The sequence below is a fragment of the Paenibacillus sp. M2 genome, assembly GCF_046713495.1.
GTDB classification, from domain to species: domain Bacteria; phylum Bacillota; class Bacilli; order Paenibacillales; family Paenibacillaceae; genus Paenibacillus; species Paenibacillus amylolyticus_B.
The window spans coordinates 6,478,218-6,494,480 of sequence record NZ_CP169648.1; the positions used below are offsets into that span (position 1 = coordinate 6,478,218).

General features: G+C 46.5%; 21 protein-coding genes and 1 other annotated feature. Of the genes, 1 reads left to right on the top strand and 20 read right to left on the bottom strand.

Features of this window, described 5'->3' with window-relative positions; all coding sequences use genetic code 11:
• Positions 1–245: 245 nt before the first annotated feature.
• The 18 genes from ACETMN_RS29665 to ACETMN_RS29750 form a co-directional block, all read right to left on the bottom strand.
• Positions 246–866 carry a class I SAM-dependent methyltransferase gene (locus ACETMN_RS29665; protein ID WP_091020532.1) on the bottom strand — a complete coding sequence of 207 codons (621 nt, stop codon included), beginning with the start codon at positions 864–866 and terminating at the stop codon, positions 246–248.
• A gap of 96 nt (positions 867–962) precedes the next feature.
• Positions 963–1,322 (bottom strand): 50S ribosomal protein L7/L12, encoded by a 360-nt coding sequence (gene rplL, locus ACETMN_RS29670; protein ID WP_017692065.1) that lies wholly within the window; start codon positions 1,320–1,322, stop codon positions 963–965.
• A 72-nt stretch (positions 1,323–1,394) separates the two neighbouring features.
• Positions 1,395–1,898 carry a 50S ribosomal protein L10 gene (gene rplJ, locus ACETMN_RS29675; RefSeq protein ID WP_091020530.1) on the bottom strand — a complete coding sequence of 168 codons (504 nt, stop codon included), beginning with the start codon at positions 1,896–1,898 and terminating at the stop codon, positions 1,395–1,397.
• Between the two features lie 23 nt (positions 1,899–1,921).
• Positions 1,922–2,069 (bottom strand) — a sequence feature (ribosomal protein L10 leader region).
• Positions 2,070–2,137: 68 nt separating this feature from the next.
• The gene (gene rplA, locus ACETMN_RS29680) at positions 2,138–2,830 is read right to left on the bottom strand and encodes a 50S ribosomal protein L1 (protein WP_017692063.1); all 693 of its coding nucleotides are present in this window, start codon (positions 2,828–2,830) and stop codon (positions 2,138–2,140) included.
• A 94-nt stretch (positions 2,831–2,924) separates the two neighbouring features.
• Positions 2,925–3,350, bottom strand: a complete 426-nt coding sequence (gene rplK, locus ACETMN_RS29685) for a 50S ribosomal protein L11 (RefSeq protein WP_017692062.1) — start codon at positions 3,348–3,350, stop codon at positions 2,925–2,927.
• A gap of 68 nt (positions 3,351–3,418) precedes the next feature.
• Entirely contained in the window at positions 3,419–3,952 is a 534-nt protein-coding gene (gene nusG, locus ACETMN_RS29690) for a transcription termination/antitermination protein NusG (RefSeq protein ID WP_024633599.1), read from the bottom strand.
• 21 nt (positions 3,953–3,973) lie between these two features.
• Positions 3,974–4,165 carry a preprotein translocase subunit SecE gene (secE, locus tag ACETMN_RS29695; protein ID WP_017692060.1) on the bottom strand — a complete coding sequence of 64 codons (192 nt, stop codon included), beginning with the start codon at positions 4,163–4,165 and terminating at the stop codon, positions 3,974–3,976.
• A gap of 17 nt (positions 4,166–4,182) precedes the next feature.
• On the bottom strand, positions 4,183–4,332 hold the full coding sequence (gene rpmG / locus ACETMN_RS29700) for a 50S ribosomal protein L33 (RefSeq protein WP_072735843.1): 150 nt from the start codon (positions 4,330–4,332) through the stop codon (positions 4,183–4,185).
• A 305-nt stretch (positions 4,333–4,637) separates the two neighbouring features.
• A complete protein-coding gene (sigH, locus tag ACETMN_RS29705; RefSeq protein ID WP_017692059.1) occupies positions 4,638–5,282 on the bottom strand; it encodes an RNA polymerase sporulation sigma factor SigH in 645 nt (214 codons plus the stop codon).
• A gap of 171 nt (positions 5,283–5,453) precedes the next feature.
• Positions 5,454–5,975 carry an NYN domain-containing protein gene (locus tag ACETMN_RS29710; RefSeq protein ID WP_091020528.1) on the bottom strand — a complete coding sequence of 174 codons (522 nt, stop codon included), beginning with the start codon at positions 5,973–5,975 and terminating at the stop codon, positions 5,454–5,456.
• A gap of 5 nt (positions 5,976–5,980) precedes the next feature.
• On the bottom strand, positions 5,981–6,727 hold the full coding sequence (gene rlmB / locus ACETMN_RS29715) for a 23S rRNA (guanosine(2251)-2'-O)-methyltransferase RlmB (protein WP_017692057.1): 747 nt from the start codon (positions 6,725–6,727) through the stop codon (positions 5,981–5,983).
• Between the two features lie 43 nt (positions 6,728–6,770).
• Positions 6,771–7,244 (bottom strand): Mini-ribonuclease 3, encoded by a 474-nt coding sequence (locus ACETMN_RS29720; RefSeq protein WP_105602470.1) that lies wholly within the window; start codon positions 7,242–7,244, stop codon positions 6,771–6,773.
• Positions 7,241–8,641: a cysteine--tRNA ligase gene (gene cysS / locus ACETMN_RS29725; RefSeq protein WP_091020524.1), complete on the bottom strand. Its 1,401-nt coding sequence runs from the start codon at positions 8,639–8,641 to the stop codon at positions 7,241–7,243. The genes ACETMN_RS29720 and cysS overlap by 4 nt, the downstream gene beginning before the upstream one ends.
• A gap of 42 nt (positions 8,642–8,683) precedes the next feature.
• Positions 8,684–9,343 (bottom strand): serine O-acetyltransferase, encoded by a 660-nt coding sequence (cysE, locus tag ACETMN_RS29730; protein WP_091020522.1) that lies wholly within the window; start codon positions 9,341–9,343, stop codon positions 8,684–8,686.
• 536 nt (positions 9,344–9,879) lie between these two features.
• On the bottom strand, positions 9,880–11,337 hold the full coding sequence (gltX, locus tag ACETMN_RS29735) for a glutamate--tRNA ligase (RefSeq protein WP_036607153.1): 1,458 nt from the start codon (positions 11,335–11,337) through the stop codon (positions 9,880–9,882).
• Between the two features lie 33 nt (positions 11,338–11,370).
• Positions 11,371–11,847, bottom strand: coding sequence for a 2-C-methyl-D-erythritol 2,4-cyclodiphosphate synthase (gene ispF / locus ACETMN_RS29740; RefSeq protein ID WP_017692052.1), 477 nt, complete (start codon positions 11,845–11,847; stop codon positions 11,371–11,373).
• On the bottom strand, positions 11,844–12,539 hold the full coding sequence (ispD, locus tag ACETMN_RS29745; protein WP_091020521.1) for a 2-C-methyl-D-erythritol 4-phosphate cytidylyltransferase: 696 nt from the start codon (positions 12,537–12,539) through the stop codon (positions 11,844–11,846). Before ispD ends, ispF begins: the two co-directional genes overlap by 4 nt.
• 82 nt (positions 12,540–12,621) lie before the next feature.
• Complete coding sequence (locus ACETMN_RS29750) at positions 12,622–13,707, bottom strand: PIN/TRAM domain-containing protein (RefSeq protein WP_047841132.1); 1,086 nt, start codon at positions 13,705–13,707, stop codon at positions 12,622–12,624.
• Between the two features lie 173 nt (positions 13,708–13,880).
• On the opposite strand from ACETMN_RS29750, the gene ACETMN_RS29755 reads away from it, so the two are divergent.
• Entirely contained in the window at positions 13,881–14,276 is a 396-nt protein-coding gene (locus ACETMN_RS29755; protein ID WP_017692049.1) for a hypothetical protein, read from the top strand.
• A 126-nt stretch (positions 14,277–14,402) separates the two neighbouring features.
• Here ACETMN_RS29755 and pssA read toward each other — a convergent pair whose 3' ends face one another.
• Together pssA and disA are read right to left on the bottom strand one after the other, a co-directional pair.
• Positions 14,403–15,134 (bottom strand): CDP-diacylglycerol--serine O-phosphatidyltransferase, encoded by a 732-nt coding sequence (pssA, locus tag ACETMN_RS29760; protein ID WP_091020519.1) that lies wholly within the window; start codon positions 15,132–15,134, stop codon positions 14,403–14,405.
• Between the two features lie 45 nt (positions 15,135–15,179).
• Positions 15,180–16,256 (bottom strand): DNA integrity scanning diadenylate cyclase DisA, encoded by a 1,077-nt coding sequence (gene disA, locus ACETMN_RS29765; protein ID WP_091020517.1) that lies wholly within the window; start codon positions 16,254–16,256, stop codon positions 15,180–15,182.
• Positions 16,257–16,263 lie beyond the last annotated feature (7 nt).

Here is a 16,263-nt window from a genome sequence, read left to right on the forward strand (position 1 = left end):
CTTTGATCGGCGGATGTCTTTCCAAATCATTCTTATCCCCAGTTTGCCCAAAATGTACATATTATACGCCAAACGTAGGCATAATAAGCCCGTTCGGCGTAAAAAAAAGGTTGACATTTTTAGTTAGCTAAAGCCAAGTAGGGCATCTTAATACTGACATTTTACAACTATACCACGACCTGAATTTCAAGTCAATAGTCCTATTGCAAAAAAAATGATCCCCTGCTTACTTTACAAACTCGGATTCAGCTTATAGTAGATACCTCTTCCGTTTTCACCGCTTTGAAAATCCGATAGCCTTTATCCTTCGTCACTTCTTCCACTCTTCCAAACAAAGATTCCAATTTCGCTTTCGCTGACGGGGCTCCTTGTTTTTTCTGAATGACAATCCACAACGAACCGCCTACCTTCAGATGGCGATGTGCCTGTTCGAAAATAGTATGAACCGTCTCTTTCCCAGCCCGTATAGGCGGGTTGGTTAGGACAACGTCAAAATCTTGCTTTTTCACTTCAGCCAGTAGATTACTTTGCAATACCGTAACATTGTTAATTCCGTTCGCTTTTGCATTTTCCCTGGAAAGTTCAACGGCTCTCTCGTTGATATCGATCATGGTGACATGCCCATCCGGTACAAGTTTGGCTGCTGTAAGACCCATTGGCCCGTATCCACAGCCCACATCGAGAACATGAGCCCCTGATGGCAACTCTATCGCATCAATCAACACTCTGCTGCCATAATCGATTCCATTTTTGGAAAACACACCGGCATCCGTCACGAATCGCAGACTGAATCCGCGAAGAACCGCTTCAGTTGCTCTGCGATCATGCGCCACTTGCGGTTTGTCCGAAAAATAATGATTGGACATGCCCTCACTCACTTTCCATTTACAATTACAGCAACAAACCCCTTGATATAAGTCAAGGGGTTTGTTGTTTTGTTCATTTAGCTTGTAATAGCTAAATTATTTAACTTCAACTGAAGCGCCTGCTTCTTCAAGCTTAGCTTTAACCGCTTCTGCTTCTTCTTTAGCAACTTTTTCTTTCAATGCTTTTGGAGCGTTGTCAACCAATTCTTTTGCTTCTTTCAGGCCAAGACCTGTGATTTCGCGAACTGCTTTGATAACGTTGATTTTGGAAGCACCAGCGCTAGTCAAGATTACGTCGAACTCGGATTGCTCAGCTTCAGCAGAAGCTACTGCACCTGCAGCAGCTACTGGAGCTGCAGCAGTTACGCCGAATTCTTCTTCGATTGCTTTAACAAGATCGTTCAATTCCAGTACAGTCATGCCTTTGATTGCTTCCAAGATTTGCTCTTTACTCATGAGTGAACCTCCATATATAATATTATTTTTTTAAATTCATTTGCCGCCTAAGCAGCATTCAGATCAAGTTGCTTACGCGCCTTGTTCTTCTTTTTCTGCAACTGCTTTAACCGCAAGCGCGAAGTTGCGCACTGGCGCTTGAAGCACGCTGAGGAGCATGGAGAGGAGTCCATCGCGGGATGGCAGTTCTGCCAATGCCTTAACTTCTTCTACTCCGATTACGCGACCTTCTACGACTGCACCTTTCAATTCCAGTGCATCGTTCTTTTTCGCGAAGTCGTTCAGAATTTTAGCTGGAGCCACAACGTCATTTACGCTGAATGCAATTGCAGTAGGACCTGTAAGAACACTATCGAGTTCTGTCAGTTCTGCTGCTGCAGCTGCACGGCGAAGCAACGAGTTTTTCAGCACTTGGAATTCGATGCCTGCTTCACGAAGTTGCTTACGCAACTCAGTTACTTGGGCAACGTTCAATCCGCGATAGTCAACAACAACAGTTGTAACGCTCTCGCGCAATTTAGCTGTTACTGCATCAACGGATTCTTGTTTTGCTTGAATCACTTTTGCGTTTGCCAATCTGTACACCTCCTGATCAAATTTATCCCATTAAGAAAAGCCTCCGTAGAATCACGAAGGCTTGATATATACTCATCATCGATTTGCATCGTTCTAAGTTCTATAATCACACCTCGGCAGGAAATTAAGCCAAATGGCACCTACTGTCTACGGCAAGCATATTCAAATGTCAACGGTCAGTCACTCGGACTCACAACTTTTATATCTTATCAAAAACAGGACAAGCCTGTCAAGAGATATTATCTAAAAGCTGCTGCGTTCACGCGTGCGCCAGGTCCCATCGTGGAAGAAAGACTAACATTCTTCAGATAAACACCTTTTGCTGCCGCTGGTTTAGCACGATTCAGAGCTTCCATGAGAGCTTTGAAGTTCTCATTAAGTTGCTCAGAAGAGAAAGAAGCTTTACCAATCGGTGCATGAATTTGACCTGCACGATCCAGACGATATTCGATTTTACCAGCTTTAATTTCTTGAACAGCCTTAGTTACATCGAAAGTTACCGTTCCGGCTTTAGGGTTAGGCATCAGACCTTTACCGCCGAGCAGTCGGCCCAATTTACCTACTTCACTCATCATATCTGGTGTCGCTACGCAGACGTCGAATTCGAACCAGCCTTGTTGGATTTTGTTGATCATGTCTGCATCACCAACATAGTCCGCGCCAGCCGCTTCCGCTTCTTTCGCTTTGTCACCTTTCGCAAATACCAATACGCGTTGTGTTTTACCTGTGCCGTGTGGCAAGACAACAACACCACGTACAGCCTGGTCTTGCTTACGAGGGTCTACACCCAAACGAACTGCTGCTTCGATTGTTTCATCGAATTTTGCAGTAGCTGCCTTTTTCACAAGCTCTACAGCTTCTGAAGGCTCGTAAGTTGCTTCGCTGTCAATCAGCTTAGCAGCTTCCAGGTATTTTTTACCGTGTTTAGCCATGTTTTATTCCTCCTTTGTGGTGTTAGCGGATATACCTCCCACATCAACCGGTCGCGAATCGACCGGTTTTACGAAGCCATGTTTCTTATGAAAATTAGTCTTCGATGGTGATACCCATGCTGCGGGCAGTACCTTCGACCATACGCATAGCGGACTCAACGTCTGCTGCATTCAGGTCAGGCATTTTTGTTTCTGCGATTTGACGTACCGCATCACGTTTAACTGTAGCAACTTTTTTCTTGTTCGGTTCGCCGGATCCTTTTTCAACTTTAGCTGCCACTTTCAACAGAACTGCTGCTGGTGGAGTTTTAGTGATGAAAGTAAAGGAACGGTCCTCGAATACAGAAATTTCAACTGGAATAATCAATCCCGCTTGATCAGCTGTACGAGCGTTGAATTCTTTACAGAATGCCATGATGTTGACACCTGCTTGACCCAAAGCCGGACCTACTGGTGGTGCTGGGTTTGCTTTACCTGCTGGAATCTGCAGTTTTACCATTTTAATAACTTTTTTCGCCATGATTGACACCTCCTTGCAAAATAGTGGTTAACGGGTTTTTCAACCCTCCCACAAGAAACTTGAAGAGACTATATCTTCTCCACTTGCGTGTATTCCAACTCAAGCGGTGTTTCCCGTCCAAACATGTTCACGTGCACTTTCAACTTGCTTTTGTCTACCAAAATTTCTTCCACGGAGCCTACGAAATTCGCAAAAGGGCCGACTTTAATACGTACGGATTCCTTAATATCGAACTCAATTTTCGGTTTAGGTTCAACCATACCCATGTGCTTCAGAATTTGTTCCACTTCTTCAGGCAACAATGCAGTTGGTTTGGACCCAGAACCTGTCGAACCGACAAATCCTGTAACACCTGGTGTGTTGCGAACAACATACCAAGAATCATCCGTCTGTACCATTTCCACCAAGACATAACCGGGGTAAACTTTACGCATAACGGTTTTTTTCTTACCGTCCTTGTTTACCACTTCTTCTTCCATAGGAACAAGAACGCGGAATATCTTGTCTTCCATGCCCATAGACTCTACGCGTTTTTCCAAATTGGCTTTGACCTTGTTCTCATACCCTGAATAGGTATGAACGACGTACCATCTTTTTTCCATATCAAGCCACCGGAACCCTTCTTAAATAATCGCTTCGATCACAAAGGAGATGCCAATGTCAATGACCCAAAAAAACAGCGTCATAACCACAACAGTACCAAGTACGATCAATGTGTAGTTGGTCAGCTCTTTACGATTAGGCCAGCGAACTTTTTTAAGTTCAGCCCAGCTTTCTGAGAAAAAGGAAATCAGAGATTTGAAACTTCGTTTCACGCCGACACCTCCAAAAACTATCTGGTTTCGCGATGAGAAGTCTGCTCGTTACAAAACTTGCAAAATTTCTTCATCTCCATGCGGTCGGGGTGATTACGCTTGTTTTTTGTCGTAGTGTAATTTCTTTGTTTGCAGTTAGTACAAGCCAAAGTAATAATTACCCGCATGATGTACACCTCCCGAAGACTTCCACATTCAAGCAGAGTCTCTAAATTGATCCTGAAAAAAAGCCATAAATTTAGGCCTACCTAAAACACTTTATCACAAGGGTATAACCATGTCAATGAAAGAATAGCCTTTCATTCATTGGGTATTACTTCCGTACAACGTACATTCGTTTCTCATCTCTGTTTTTTCTCTTCTCCTGCATGGACCGAGCGATTACTAGTATAAACATTCTTAGATTTTATAAACTTGAGACACTAAAAAAAGACTCAAACACCGAGCCTTTTCCGTCAACGACAACATGTGTTTAATTATCTCGAACTTCCAGGTACTTTTCAAGTTTGCGCTTGACGCGCTGAAGTGCATTATCAATGGACTTCACATGTCTGTCCAAATCAACTGCAATCTCTTGATAAGATCTCCCGTCCAGATACAACATCAATACTTTACGTTCCAGATCACTCAGAATCTCGGACATTTTATCTTCCAGGCCCACAAACTCTTCCTGATTGATGATAAGTTCTTCCGGATCACTGACCTGGGTTCCACAAATCACATCGAGTAACGTACGATCAGACTCTTCGTCATAAATAGGCTTGTCCAGAGATACATAAGAATTAAGCGGAATATGCTTCTGACGTGTTGCTGTCTTAATCGCCGTGATGATCTGTCTTGTAATACACAGTTCGGCAAAAGCCTTGAACGAAGCCAGCTTGTCCCCTTTAAAATCTCGAATGGATTTGTAGAGGCCAATCATTCCTTCTTGAATAATATCTTCCCGGTCTGCCCCAATCAGAAAATAAGATCTTGCCTTGGCGCGTACAAAGTTACGATATTTGTTAATTAGAAACTCTAACGCTTCGCTTTCGCCTTCACGGAAAGCTTCGACAATGTCTTCGTCACTTTGGTAATCATACTTGGATAACATGATATCTTTGAGGTCGACACTCACAGACAATCCCTCCGGCTGCAACGCAAGGTACCCCGTTACTCTACTCTATGAAATATAGGATCAGTATATATGATGGTACCTCACACCGTCAACCACGCTCTGCCTAAAAAAGAACATCAATAACATAAATGTCAAGAGTTTCAATATTCTAAATTCTGTAAAAACGTGCTGTTATTCCCGGCGCCATCGCTCAAACTCTTTTAATACATCGGGACTCAACTTGCCACCGAGTGTGTTACGCGTGGTCCTCGCCTGATCTTCTTCCAGTCGTTTTTTTAAATCTTTTTCGTTCTGCTCAACTTCAATTAGCAACTCCCTCGCAGATACACGTAGCGCTCCCTGTCCAAATATAACATGTTGCTCTACCATATCGCTCGTAGCCACATAGATTTGGCGTCTTCGCATGCTTAGTTCCCGAACGAGTCTCTCAATGCATTCGTCTGCCGTCTCTTTTTCCTTTGTAAAATAGATCTGCACTTTGCTCTGAGTAAAGGATTTACCGAGTCCAGGCACGAGGTAGGCGTCAAACACAACAATGACTCGCCGGCCGGAGAAAGCCTGGTAGTCTGCTAGACGAAAGAGAAGCCTGTTACGTGCCTCTTCGAGCCCACTTTCCGCCAGTTTGGTTAATTCCGGCCAGTCGCCAATCATGTTGTACCCGTCTACAAGAAGCACATCACGGGAATCAGCCATACCTTCTATTCCTGCGCTTGACGCGAACGGAGCACTTCATACATGACAACCCCGGCTGCCACGGAAGCATTCAGGGAATTAATCTGACCTTGCATTGGTAATTTGATCAGCACATCGCATTTCTCACGAATAAGTCGTCCCATTCCCTTGTTCTCATTTCCGATTACCAATGCCACAGGGCCAGTAAAGACTCCATTACCAAAGACACCTTCATGAGCCGTGACATCTGTCCCTACAACCCATACACCTTCCTCTTTGAGGCGATCAATGGTCTGTCCAAGATTACTTACCCGAGCCACTGGCACGTACTCCACAGCGCCTGCTGATGTTTTGGATACTGTCACGGTTACCGCTGCCGAGCGACGTTTGGGTACAATGACGCCATGCGCACCCGTGCAATCTGCTGTCCGCAAAATTGACCCCAGGTTATGAGGATCTTCAATCTCATCCAGCAGAATCAGGAAAGGATGCTCATTCTTCGCTTTTGCTGCGGCAAGAATGTCTTCTACCTCCACATAAGCGTAAGGTGCCGCTTGAGCAACTACACCCTGATGCTGAATGCCTGGTACCGTTTGATCCAGCTTACGCTTGTCCACGTGTTGAATGACAATACCTAGCTTTTTAGCTTCCGAGATAATAGGTTGAGTCAGATGTTTCTGTGCTGTATCGGCAATCCATATTTTGTTAATGGTCCGGCCTGAACGCAGCGCCTCCGTCACGGAGTGTTTACCGGCGATCCATTCTTCTTCCATCGTTGTTCGATCCTCTCTGTAATGCGTTGTTTTGTTGAAATTTCTATTTTTGTGTCGGTGATTGTTGCTCCGCGTGCTCAATGCCAAGCCCGATCAGTTCAATCATGCGATCGTGATGACCACTGCTGTAGAGGTAACCAATGAGACATTCAAAAGCCGTGGCATGTCTGTATTCCAACACATCTGCATTTTTGGGTACACTACCCGACTTGGCATTCCGCCCTTGCCGGACGATATCACGTTCTTCCTCTGTCAGTTCAGCCTCAATCGTTGTAAGTATGCGGCTCTGTGCCTTCGCTGATACCAACCCGGTTGCACTACGGTGCAAATGATTGGGACGCATGTTGGCCTTCGACAACAGATATTGACGAACAGCTACCTCATATACCGCATCACCAATATAGGCCAGTGCAATAGGTGGAATCAACCTCGCAGGTCTGGAAGGAGGATATGGGAACCATCCTCCGTCTGTGACCTGCTCCTGTTGTTTTGGTGTATTTGGATGTCCTTCGCTCATTTGCGCCGCCATCTCATGCCCTGCGCCGTATCTTCAAGCAGAATGCCACGTGCAGACAATTCATCACGAATTTCATCCGCTCTTGCCCAGTTTTTCGACTTACGCGCTTCTACACGCTCTTCAATCAGACGTTCCACTTCCTCATCCAGAAGTTCCGGCTCTGCGTCAGTATAGATGCGCAGCACAGCATTCAATTCACTGAACAACTCGAGGAGCGCACGAATGTCTGCCGCATTAACTACTTCTTGCTGCAACAGTTGGTTGGCTTCCCCTGCCCACTCAAACATCGCAGTAATTGCATCAGGAGTATTGAAATCATCCTGCATCTTCTCGTGATACTGCTGACGAATTTGGTCGAGTCTTGCCGCAAACTCTGCTGTGATATCCTGATCAACAGTTACTGCATTCAGACGATGGTTCAAGTTACCTACCGCATTCGCAATCCGGTCCACACTGTTCTGTGCCTGCTCCATCGTATCATCCGTGAAGTTCAATGGGTTGCGATAGTGGGTAGACAACATGAAATAACGAATCGCTTCGCGTTTATATTGATTCCGCAAGTCTTTAACCAAAACACCATTACCGAGTGATTTTGACATCTTCTCGTTATCAATCCGGATGAATCCATTATGCATCCAGTAGTTCGCAAGTGGTTTACCTGTTAATACTTCGGATTGGGCGCATTCGCACTCATGGTGCGGGAACTGCAAATCCTGTCCACCCCCGTGAATGTCCAGTGTATCCCCAAGGTACTCCCTAGCCATGGCGGAGCACTCAATATGCCAGCCTGGTCGACCATCGCCCCAAGGACTGGACCAATAGATCTCACCTGGTTTGGCAGCCTTCCAGAGCACAAAATCTTCGGGATGCTCTTTGCGCTCATCCACACCCACACGGATTCCAAATTGCAGCTCCTGCAGGTTTTGTTTCGAAAGTTTGCCATATTCGCTGAATTTGCCTGTGCGATAATAAACGTCACCGCCATTTTCATACGCAAACCCTTTTTCAACGAGCTCACGGATAAAATCAATGATCAGCGGCATGTTTTCCGTTACTCTCGGATTGCTGCTTGCCTTGGGAATACCCAGTCCCTCAAGGTCTTCATAATAGGCAGCAATAAATTTCTCAGCCACGTGAGGAACATCTGTTCCAAGTTGTTCTGCTTTGCGAATCAGCTTATCGTCCACATCCGTGAAGTTCACCACATAGTTCACATCATGCCCGGTCTGTTCCAGGTATCCGCGAACTGTGTCGAAAAAGATAACCGGGCGTGCATTCCCGATATGAATGTAGTCATATACCGTTGGTCCGCAAACATACATTTTCACTTTCCCTGGCTCTTGGGGAACAAATTCCTCTTTGGTACGACTCATCGTATTATAAATCTGAAGCGTCATGGTCACTTATCCTTTCATCCTATACTGCCTTATTTTATTGTATCACGTATCACGCACAGTCTCATTTTCACGGGCATTCTGTAGTGTACGTACTTCTTTCTGCAATCGTTCGAGTTCTTTTTGCATACTGCGCAAGGAGTCAACGACCGGATCGGGCAATTGCTGACTGAGGCGATCTACCCGTCGGCCATCCTGTTTAACAATTCTGCCCGGTATACCTACCACGGTGCTATTGGAAGGGACCTCCTTAAGCACAACGGAGTTTGCCCCAATGTTGCTTTGATCCCCCACGCTAAATGAACCCAGCACTTTGGCTCCGGATGAGATAACCACATTATTGCCAATGGTCGGATGTCTCTTTCCTTTTTCTTTCCCTGTTCCGCCGAGGGTAACCCCCTGATAGATAACAACATCATCGCCAATCTCACATGTTTCCCCAATAACGACGCCCATTCCATGGTCAATAAACAACCGATTTCCGATCGTAGCTCCAGGATGTATCTCAATTCCTGTCATGAATCGACTTACCTGTGAAATGAACCTGGCGAACGAGAACCATCTTCGTTTGTATAAAAAATGTGCAATCCGGTGTGCCCATATCGCGTGCAGCCCTGAGTAGGTAAATACCACTTCAAACCATCCCCGGGCTGCCGGATCGTTCTCAAACACCGCCTGGATATCTGATCTGATCTTCTTGAACATGCTCGTTCCCCTCTTGTTCAGGTTCCCGTCCTCCGGCTTACCGGACGGCGCGTTCCTTGGTAGTGTACTGCACACTCGCCTAAACAAAAAACGCCCCTGCAGCATTTAGCTGCAGAGGCGTTTATCGCGGTCCCACTCTGCTCGGTCCATCCTTAAATAGAATGAGCCCTCAAGCGGTTTGGTAACGGAAACCAATCGTCACAACCTATCCTAACGTTTTCCCATGTCATGATCGACAAAGGCGGGGCTGGATTCGGCTATGCAGCTCACGGGTGCATTTCGACTGATGGACAGTGGATGGCTCACAGCCACCGCAACCAAAGAAATCTTTCTTTGCCACGGGACCATCCTCTCTGAATCTGTCCGGGTCAGTCTACTTCTCCCGATCTTTGCTGTTCTATTAGATAAATCATATCAATTATTCGTTGTGTTGTTATTATAGCGAAAAGGCCTCAGACTGACAACAGCCTCCTACGTAATCCATACTTCATAGACTGTGTTCAGATTCCATATAAACGGAATGTCTTCGACTAAAATTATTTTACTTGTGCAAGCAAACGTTCGATCACCGTATCCCGACCCAGAAGTACGATCGTTTGGTTCAGATCCCGTCCATGTGTCTGTCCAGTCAAGGCTACACGAATTGGCATAAAGAGCTGTTTGCCCTTAAAACCGGTTTCTTTCTGTACTTCCTTGATCAATGCAGCCATTTTGCTCGGAGTAAACTCTTCGCTTGCCTGTACTTTATCCGCAAATGCCTTCAGTACGGTTGGCACCTGCTCCTCCGCAAGCACTGCTTCTCCTTCACTTTCAAGCTCCAGATTGGAACGGAAGAATACTTCCGACAATTCGACAATATCAGAGGCAGAATTCATTTGCTCCTGGTACAGGTGTACCAGAGTATAAGCCCATTCTTTTTGTTCAGCAGACAGCTCGGAAGAAATACGTCCAGCCTTTTGCAGATGCGGAATGGCCATTTCGGCAATCCGTTCCGGGTCAGCATGTTTGATATAGTGGTTGTTCAAGTGAGCCAGCTTGTGGGTATCAAATACCGCCGGGCTCTTGGACAGGCGTTTCGTATCAAAAATGGAGATCAGCTGCTCTTGCGAGAAGATCTCTTCTTCCCCTTCCGGCGACCAGCCAAGCAGGGAAATGAAGTTAAACATCGCTTCAGGCAAATAGCCGAGCTGATCATACTGCTCAATAAACTGAATAACGGATTCATCCCGTTTACTCAGCTTCTTGTGATTTTCATTCACGATCAGCGTCATATGGCCGAATTGCGGCGGCTCCCAGCCAAGCGCTTCATAGATCATCAGTTGACGCGGCGTGTTCGAGATGTGATCTTCCCCACGCAGGACGTGGGAGATCTTCATCAAGTGATCATCCACAGCAACGGCATAGTTGTATGTGGGAATGCCGTCTTTTTTCACAATGACGAAGTCACCGGATTCCTTGCTGTTGAACGAGATTGTGCCTTTAACCATATCATCAAACGTATATGTGCGCTCTTCCGGCACACGGAAACGAATACTCGCTACACGGCCTTCCGCTTCAAACGCACTAATTTGCTCTGGAGTCAGGTCACGGTGTTTGCCAGAATAACGCGGTGTTTCTCCACGTGCTGACTGTTCCTCGCGCTCTTGCTCCAATTCTTCTTCCGTGCAGAAGCAACGGTAAGCCAGACCTTTATCCAGCAATTCCTGCGTATATTTACGATAGAGGTCCAGACGTTCCGTTTGACGGTATGGTCCGTATTCTCCGCCCACGTCAATACTTTCGTCCCACTCAATTCCGAGCCATTTCAGGTATTTCAGTTGGCTTTCTTCACCACCGGCAATATTCCGTTTCACGTCCGTATCTTCAATACGAATAATGAATTTACCGTTATTATGTTTGGCATATAAATAGTTAAACAGCGCCGTACGGGCATTCCCGATATGCAGGTGTCCCGTTGGGCTCGGCGCGTAACGCACACGAATATCCGTGCTCATATGATCCCCTCCGTCACTAATTTATTGATGATATCACACACGTACAAGGCAAACAACGGACTGAGCGGCAATGCCCTCTCCCCGTCCAGGGAATCCCAGTTGCTCTGTTGTGGTTGCTTTCACGTTCACCTGTGTTACATCCGCTTCCAGTGCCTTGGCAATAACCTCAGCCATCTGTGGGATGTAAGGAGCCATCTTCGGCTTTTGGGCAATAATCGTTGAGTCAATATTCCCCAACTTATAACCGCGATCCTTCACAAGCTGCCATACATGCTCCAGCAATTTCAGGCTGTCGGCATCTTTGAATTCCGGATCGGTATCCGGGAAATGCTTGCCAATATCCCCGAGTGCCAGCGCACCCAAAATGGCATCACTAATCGCGTGCAACAGCACGTCTGCGTCCGAGTGACCCAGCAGTCCTTTTTCATAAGGAATCGTTACTCCGCCAATAATACACGGGCGTCCCTCTACCAGCTGATGTACATCAAATCCCTGTCCTACACGTATCATCGCTTCTTCTCTCCCCCCAGCAAAAACGCAGCATATTGCAAATCTTCCGGCGTTGTTAATTTGATATTGGTATAATTGCCTTCCACAACCTTGACCGACATTCCCTGACGTTCAGCCAGCATGGCATCATCTGTCCCCAGAAATCCGTCCTGCTCGGCTGATTCGTAGGCGGAGAGCAGGGAAGAAAGACGAAAAGCCTGCGGGGTTTGAATGCTCCACAGACTGCTGCGGTCTGGCGTCGCCGTAACGACTCCTTCCGCATTCACTTGTTTGATCGTATCCTTCACGGGAACCGCAAGTACAGCTGCTCCATTACCGGCTATGGCGGCCGCCATGCATCCCTTGATCTGCTCATGGTTTACAAAAGGACGTACCCCGTCGTGAACGAGAACCCAATCCGTCCCAAGTGCCTCAAGGCCTTTATGGACAGAATGTTGTCTCTCTTTCCCTCCCGGGATAACACGGACACGTGAATCCAGTTGGTATTCTTTTACCCAATCCTGGCAACGTTCAACATCTGCGGTTCCTGTGACCAGCACCATCTCGCGGATCTCGTCCAGCGCAGCAAATACCTCAAGCGTATGTATGAAAACGGGCTTGTCCTGCAGCAACAGAAACTGTTTGCTCTCGGTCGTCCCCATCCGGGTTCCGCGACCTGCTGCCACAATGACAACGCCCCACCCTTTATCCATGCTGCAATCCCTGCCTTGTCTGTCAGTTTATCGTCCAAAGATATACAATATCATTCAACGATACACTACCCATCATACCGCTTTATTGGGCTTTTTCCAACAGTTTCGGCTTGGCAAAAATCATTCGTCCTGCTGAAGTCTGCAACACACTGGTCACCAGCACTTCCATCATCATGCCGATATACTCGCGTCCGCCTTCCACAACGATCATTGTGCCATCATCCAGATAAGCTACACCTTGACCATGCTCCTTGCCATCCTTGATGATCTGCACCATGATCTCCTCACCTGGCAGAACAACCGGCTTAACCGCATTGGCGAGATCATTAATGTTCAACACAGATACACCCTGGAGTTCGCACACTTTGTTCAGGTTAAAGTCATTGGTGACCACTTTTCCCTGAAGCACTTTTGCCAGTTTAACCAGTTTGCTGTCCACCTCGGAGATTTCCTCGAAATCCCCCTCGTAGATCAGGACTTTTACATCAAGTTCCTTCTGGATTTTGTTCAAAATGTCCAGTCCACGCCGTCCTCTGTTCCGCTTGAGCAGATCCGATGAATCAGCAATATGCTGTAACTCCTCCAGAACAAATTCCGGAATTACGATCGTGCCTTCAATAAATCCGGTTTTGCATATATCAGCGATACGCCCATCGATAATAACACTGGTATCCAGAATTTTATGTTCTTCCATCCGTCTGTCCTCGTCCACCTCGGGATGACCCCATCGTCCAGACATCCAGAAGGCCCCCAGGTCGTCTTTCTTCGCCATGGCAAGGGTATAACCGGAATAAGCACTAATCACTGTCAGCGCCACTTGCAGCACTTCTCCTGCCGTCCCCATCCATCCCACAACAGGGTAAAGTAACAAGGCCACGAGCAATCCTGCAACTGTACCTGCGGCACCTGCAGCCAATTCGTTCATAGGTACTTTTGCCAATGAGTCAATTCCACTATGCAACCTGTCTGCCATCAATGTTCCACCAATATTACATACAGCCATAAACATTACAGCTCCCAGCAGCGTTGATATACCAGCTCCCAGTAATCCTGCTGACTGAATCCACTCCGCCATCCATGGGACCGATTTTCCTGCCAGATGATATGCCGTGTAGCCGAACCATGCACCGCACAATCCTGTAAAAGTTAAAATGCCTTTTTTCCACATTAGTCCCTGCACCTCCTTCAATGTATCTTGATCTTTATATCCAGTATGATCCAATTCCTGAATTGCTAATCCCATCTGGAAGAACTTTTTGGAAATGTTGCAATCGTCAGTTGAAAGTAGGTAAATTATTGGCATATAATGAATTCAATTCATATCCCGAGGTGAGTGGCAAAATGAGTACGCTAAGTTTACAGGCTTTCCAGGATCAAGTTTCTGAACTGTTGTTGCGTCATCGCAGCCTGATTGATGTACTGTCCAAAACGGGACAAGCCGGAGCGTCTGTTAACCGTGCCGTGTCCAAAGCCATTACCGAATGCGGCTGCATTGAGCTGCACGCCACCAAGCAGAAATATGCCCCGGAGAGCGATATCGCTCAAACCAAGGGCCTGCTGGAAACGCATGTGGAAGGTGAGTTGTGTGAGAACTGCAGAGAGGTCATCAGCTCTGAGCTAGGGCGGAACCTGTTCTACATGTCGGCTCTCTGCAATCTGCTGGACATTAACATGGAAGAGGTCGTAAATCACGAATCACAGAAGTGTTCAACGTTAGGGATGTTTAATCTGTCGTAAGAAGATATGTATGTCGTTCGCAAGGGTTTCTTTTACCGTAAATAGATCTGAATAAACAAAAAGCACGCATTCTCCAGTTCAGGAGAGTACGTGCTTTCTTTATATAGTGTCTGTCCCCGAGGCGACTTAACGATCGGAAGGACGGGAAGATTTCTCATCCTTGCGCTTTTTCGCCCGACTACGTGAGGCCGCTGTTCGCACATTATGCTTCATTCCATACAGGGCGTATAACACCAACGGAATAAAGATCAATTTGGATAACTGCTCCGGGAAAATAACGGCTACGGCTATGGCAAATAACACAACCCATGGTGCAATCCAGATTGCCTTGCGTGGCAAACCGACCTTTTTGAAATTGGGATATTTAAGCGAACTCACCATCAGATACGATAACAGCAATGTAGCAATCATCATGCTAACCGGGCCAATATCCTTATTGAACAAGGACAGTGTGGCCAGTACCCCGCCGGCTGCCGGTATCGGCAGACCTGTGAAGTATCCAGGAATACCCGGACGAACGTTAAACCGTGCAAGACGAATGGCTCCACAGATCGGAAAAGCCGCTGTTGCAATCCAGGCGAGGATCGGCATCGACTCTTGAAACGACACCATAAATATGATCAGAGCTGGTGCTGCACCAAAGGAAACCATGTCAGACAAGGAATCAAGTTCCTTACCGAATTCACTTTGGGCATTAAGTGCACGTGCCACTCGGCCATCCAGACCATCAAGCAGCATCGCTACAATGACCATAATGGCAGCCAAACTGTAATTTCCATCAATCGCAAGCAAAATTGCCATCATTCCAAGAAACAGATTACCCAGGGTAAAGAGATTCGGAATGAATCTGGTTAGCATCGTTGTTTCACCTCATCCATTTCAAGCCTTTATATAGGCAAACCCTTACATCTGTCTGTCGATAAACATTTGCTCCTGCAAACGTTTGAGGCCTTCCTTAATGGTCCGGGCACGAACTTCACCAATACCATCCACTTCGTCCAGTTCTTCAATTGTAGCCATAATAACATGAGGCAATTGTTCGAATTGATCCACCAGGTTATGGATAATGACATTGGGCAGGCGGGGGATCTTATTTAATACCCGGTATCCGCGAGGTGCAACCGAATCCTCTGAAGTGGCCGCCGATGAAGGATAACCGAGCAGACGGACAATATGATGTGCATCCAACAACTCATCGTCCGACAATCTTTTCAGTCCCACAATAATTTCACGGATTTTGTCATCACTGTCGTCACGGGCATAGTCTTTATACAATAACCAGGCTTCTTCTTCCGTTGTACCCACGAGCTCTTCCATTTGCATGGAGATGAGTCGTCCCTCATTCCCGAGTTCATGAATGTATCGTTTGATCTCCGTTTTGATCCGCATCACCATTTCGGTACGCTGAATCACATTAACCACTTCAGGAATCGTCACCAGTTCCTCAAATTCAGAGGCACTCAGATTCGTAAGAGACTGTGTTAATACCGCTTTGTATTTCTCCAGGGTTTGAATCGCTTGATTCGCTTTGGTCAAAATAACCCCGATTTCCTTGAGGGAATAACGAAGTGTTCCCTGATACAAGGTAATGATATTCCGACGCTGTGATATGGATACGACCAATTTACCCGTTTGCTTTGCTACACGCTCTGCCGTCCGGTGACGAATCCCCGTCTCTGATGAAGAGATAGATGAATCCGGGATTAACTGGGTATTGGCGTAAAGAATACGCTTCAAATCTTCGCTAAGAATAATGGCACCATCCATCTTGGCGAGTTCGTACAGGTAGTTTGGGGAGAAATCACAGTTAATCGAGAATCCCCCGTCCACCACTTCCATGACTTCAGGGCTGTATCCTACAACAAGCAGTGCGCCCGTCTTGGCGCGCAGCACATTTTCCAGACCTTCGCGGAAAGGTGTACCTGGTGCGATCAGCCTTAACAACTCATTCATATTATCCAGTTGGCTCATATCTTTCATCTTGTTA

Bases quoted from the DNA above. Each gene is read 5' to 3' on its own strand.
- disA (WP_091020517.1), bottom strand. From the start codon at position 16,256: ATGAAAGATATGAGCCAACTGGATAATATGAATGAGTTGTTAAGGCTG.
- rplA (WP_017692063.1), bottom strand. From the start codon at position 2,830: ATGGCTAAACACGGTAAAAAATACCTGGAAGCTGCTAAGCTGATTGAC.
- rpmG (WP_072735843.1), bottom strand. From the start codon at position 4,332: ATGCGGGTAATTATTACTTTGGCTTGTACTAACTGCAAACAAAGAAAT.
- pssA (WP_091020519.1), bottom strand. From the start codon at position 15,134: ATGCTAACCAGATTCATTCCGAATCTCTTTACCCTGGGTAATCTGTTT.
- rplL (WP_017692065.1), bottom strand. From the start codon at position 1,322: ATGAGTAAAGAGCAAATCTTGGAAGCAATCAAAGGCATGACTGTACTG.
- ACETMN_RS29665 (WP_091020532.1), bottom strand. From the start codon at position 866: ATGTCCAATCATTATTTTTCGGACAAACCGCAAGTGGCGCATGATCGC.
- ACETMN_RS29720 (WP_105602470.1), bottom strand. From the start codon at position 7,244: ATGAGCGAAGGACATCCAAATACACCAAAACAACAGGAGCAGGTCACA.
- rlmB (WP_017692057.1), bottom strand. From the start codon at position 6,727: ATGGAAGAAGAATGGATCGCCGGTAAACACTCCGTGACGGAGGCGCTG.
- gltX (WP_036607153.1), bottom strand. From the start codon at position 11,337: ATGAGCACGGATATTCGTGTGCGTTACGCGCCGAGCCCAACGGGACAC.
- cysE (WP_091020522.1), bottom strand. From the start codon at position 9,343: ATGTTCAAGAAGATCAGATCAGATATCCAGGCGGTGTTTGAGAACGAT.
- ACETMN_RS29750 (WP_047841132.1), bottom strand. From the start codon at position 13,707: ATGTGGAAAAAAGGCATTTTAACTTTTACAGGATTGTGCGGTGCATGG.
- ispF (WP_017692052.1), bottom strand. From the start codon at position 11,847: ATGATACGTGTAGGACAGGGATTTGATGTACATCAGCTGGTAGAGGGA.
- nusG (WP_024633599.1), bottom strand. From the start codon at position 3,952: ATGGAAAAAAGATGGTACGTCGTTCATACCTATTCAGGGTATGAGAAC.
- ACETMN_RS29755 (WP_017692049.1), top strand. From the start codon at position 13,881: ATGAGTACGCTAAGTTTACAGGCTTTCCAGGATCAAGTTTCTGAACTG.
- rplK (WP_017692062.1), bottom strand. From the start codon at position 3,350: ATGGCGAAAAAAGTTATTAAAATGGTAAAACTGCAGATTCCAGCAGGT.
- ACETMN_RS29710 (WP_091020528.1), bottom strand. From the start codon at position 5,975: ATGGCTGATTCCCGTGATGTGCTTCTTGTAGACGGGTACAACATGATT.
- ispD (WP_091020521.1), bottom strand. From the start codon at position 12,539: ATGGATAAAGGGTGGGGCGTTGTCATTGTGGCAGCAGGTCGCGGAACC.
- cysS (WP_091020524.1), bottom strand. From the start codon at position 8,641: ATGACGCTTCAGATTTATAATACGATGAGTCGTACCAAAGAGGAATTT.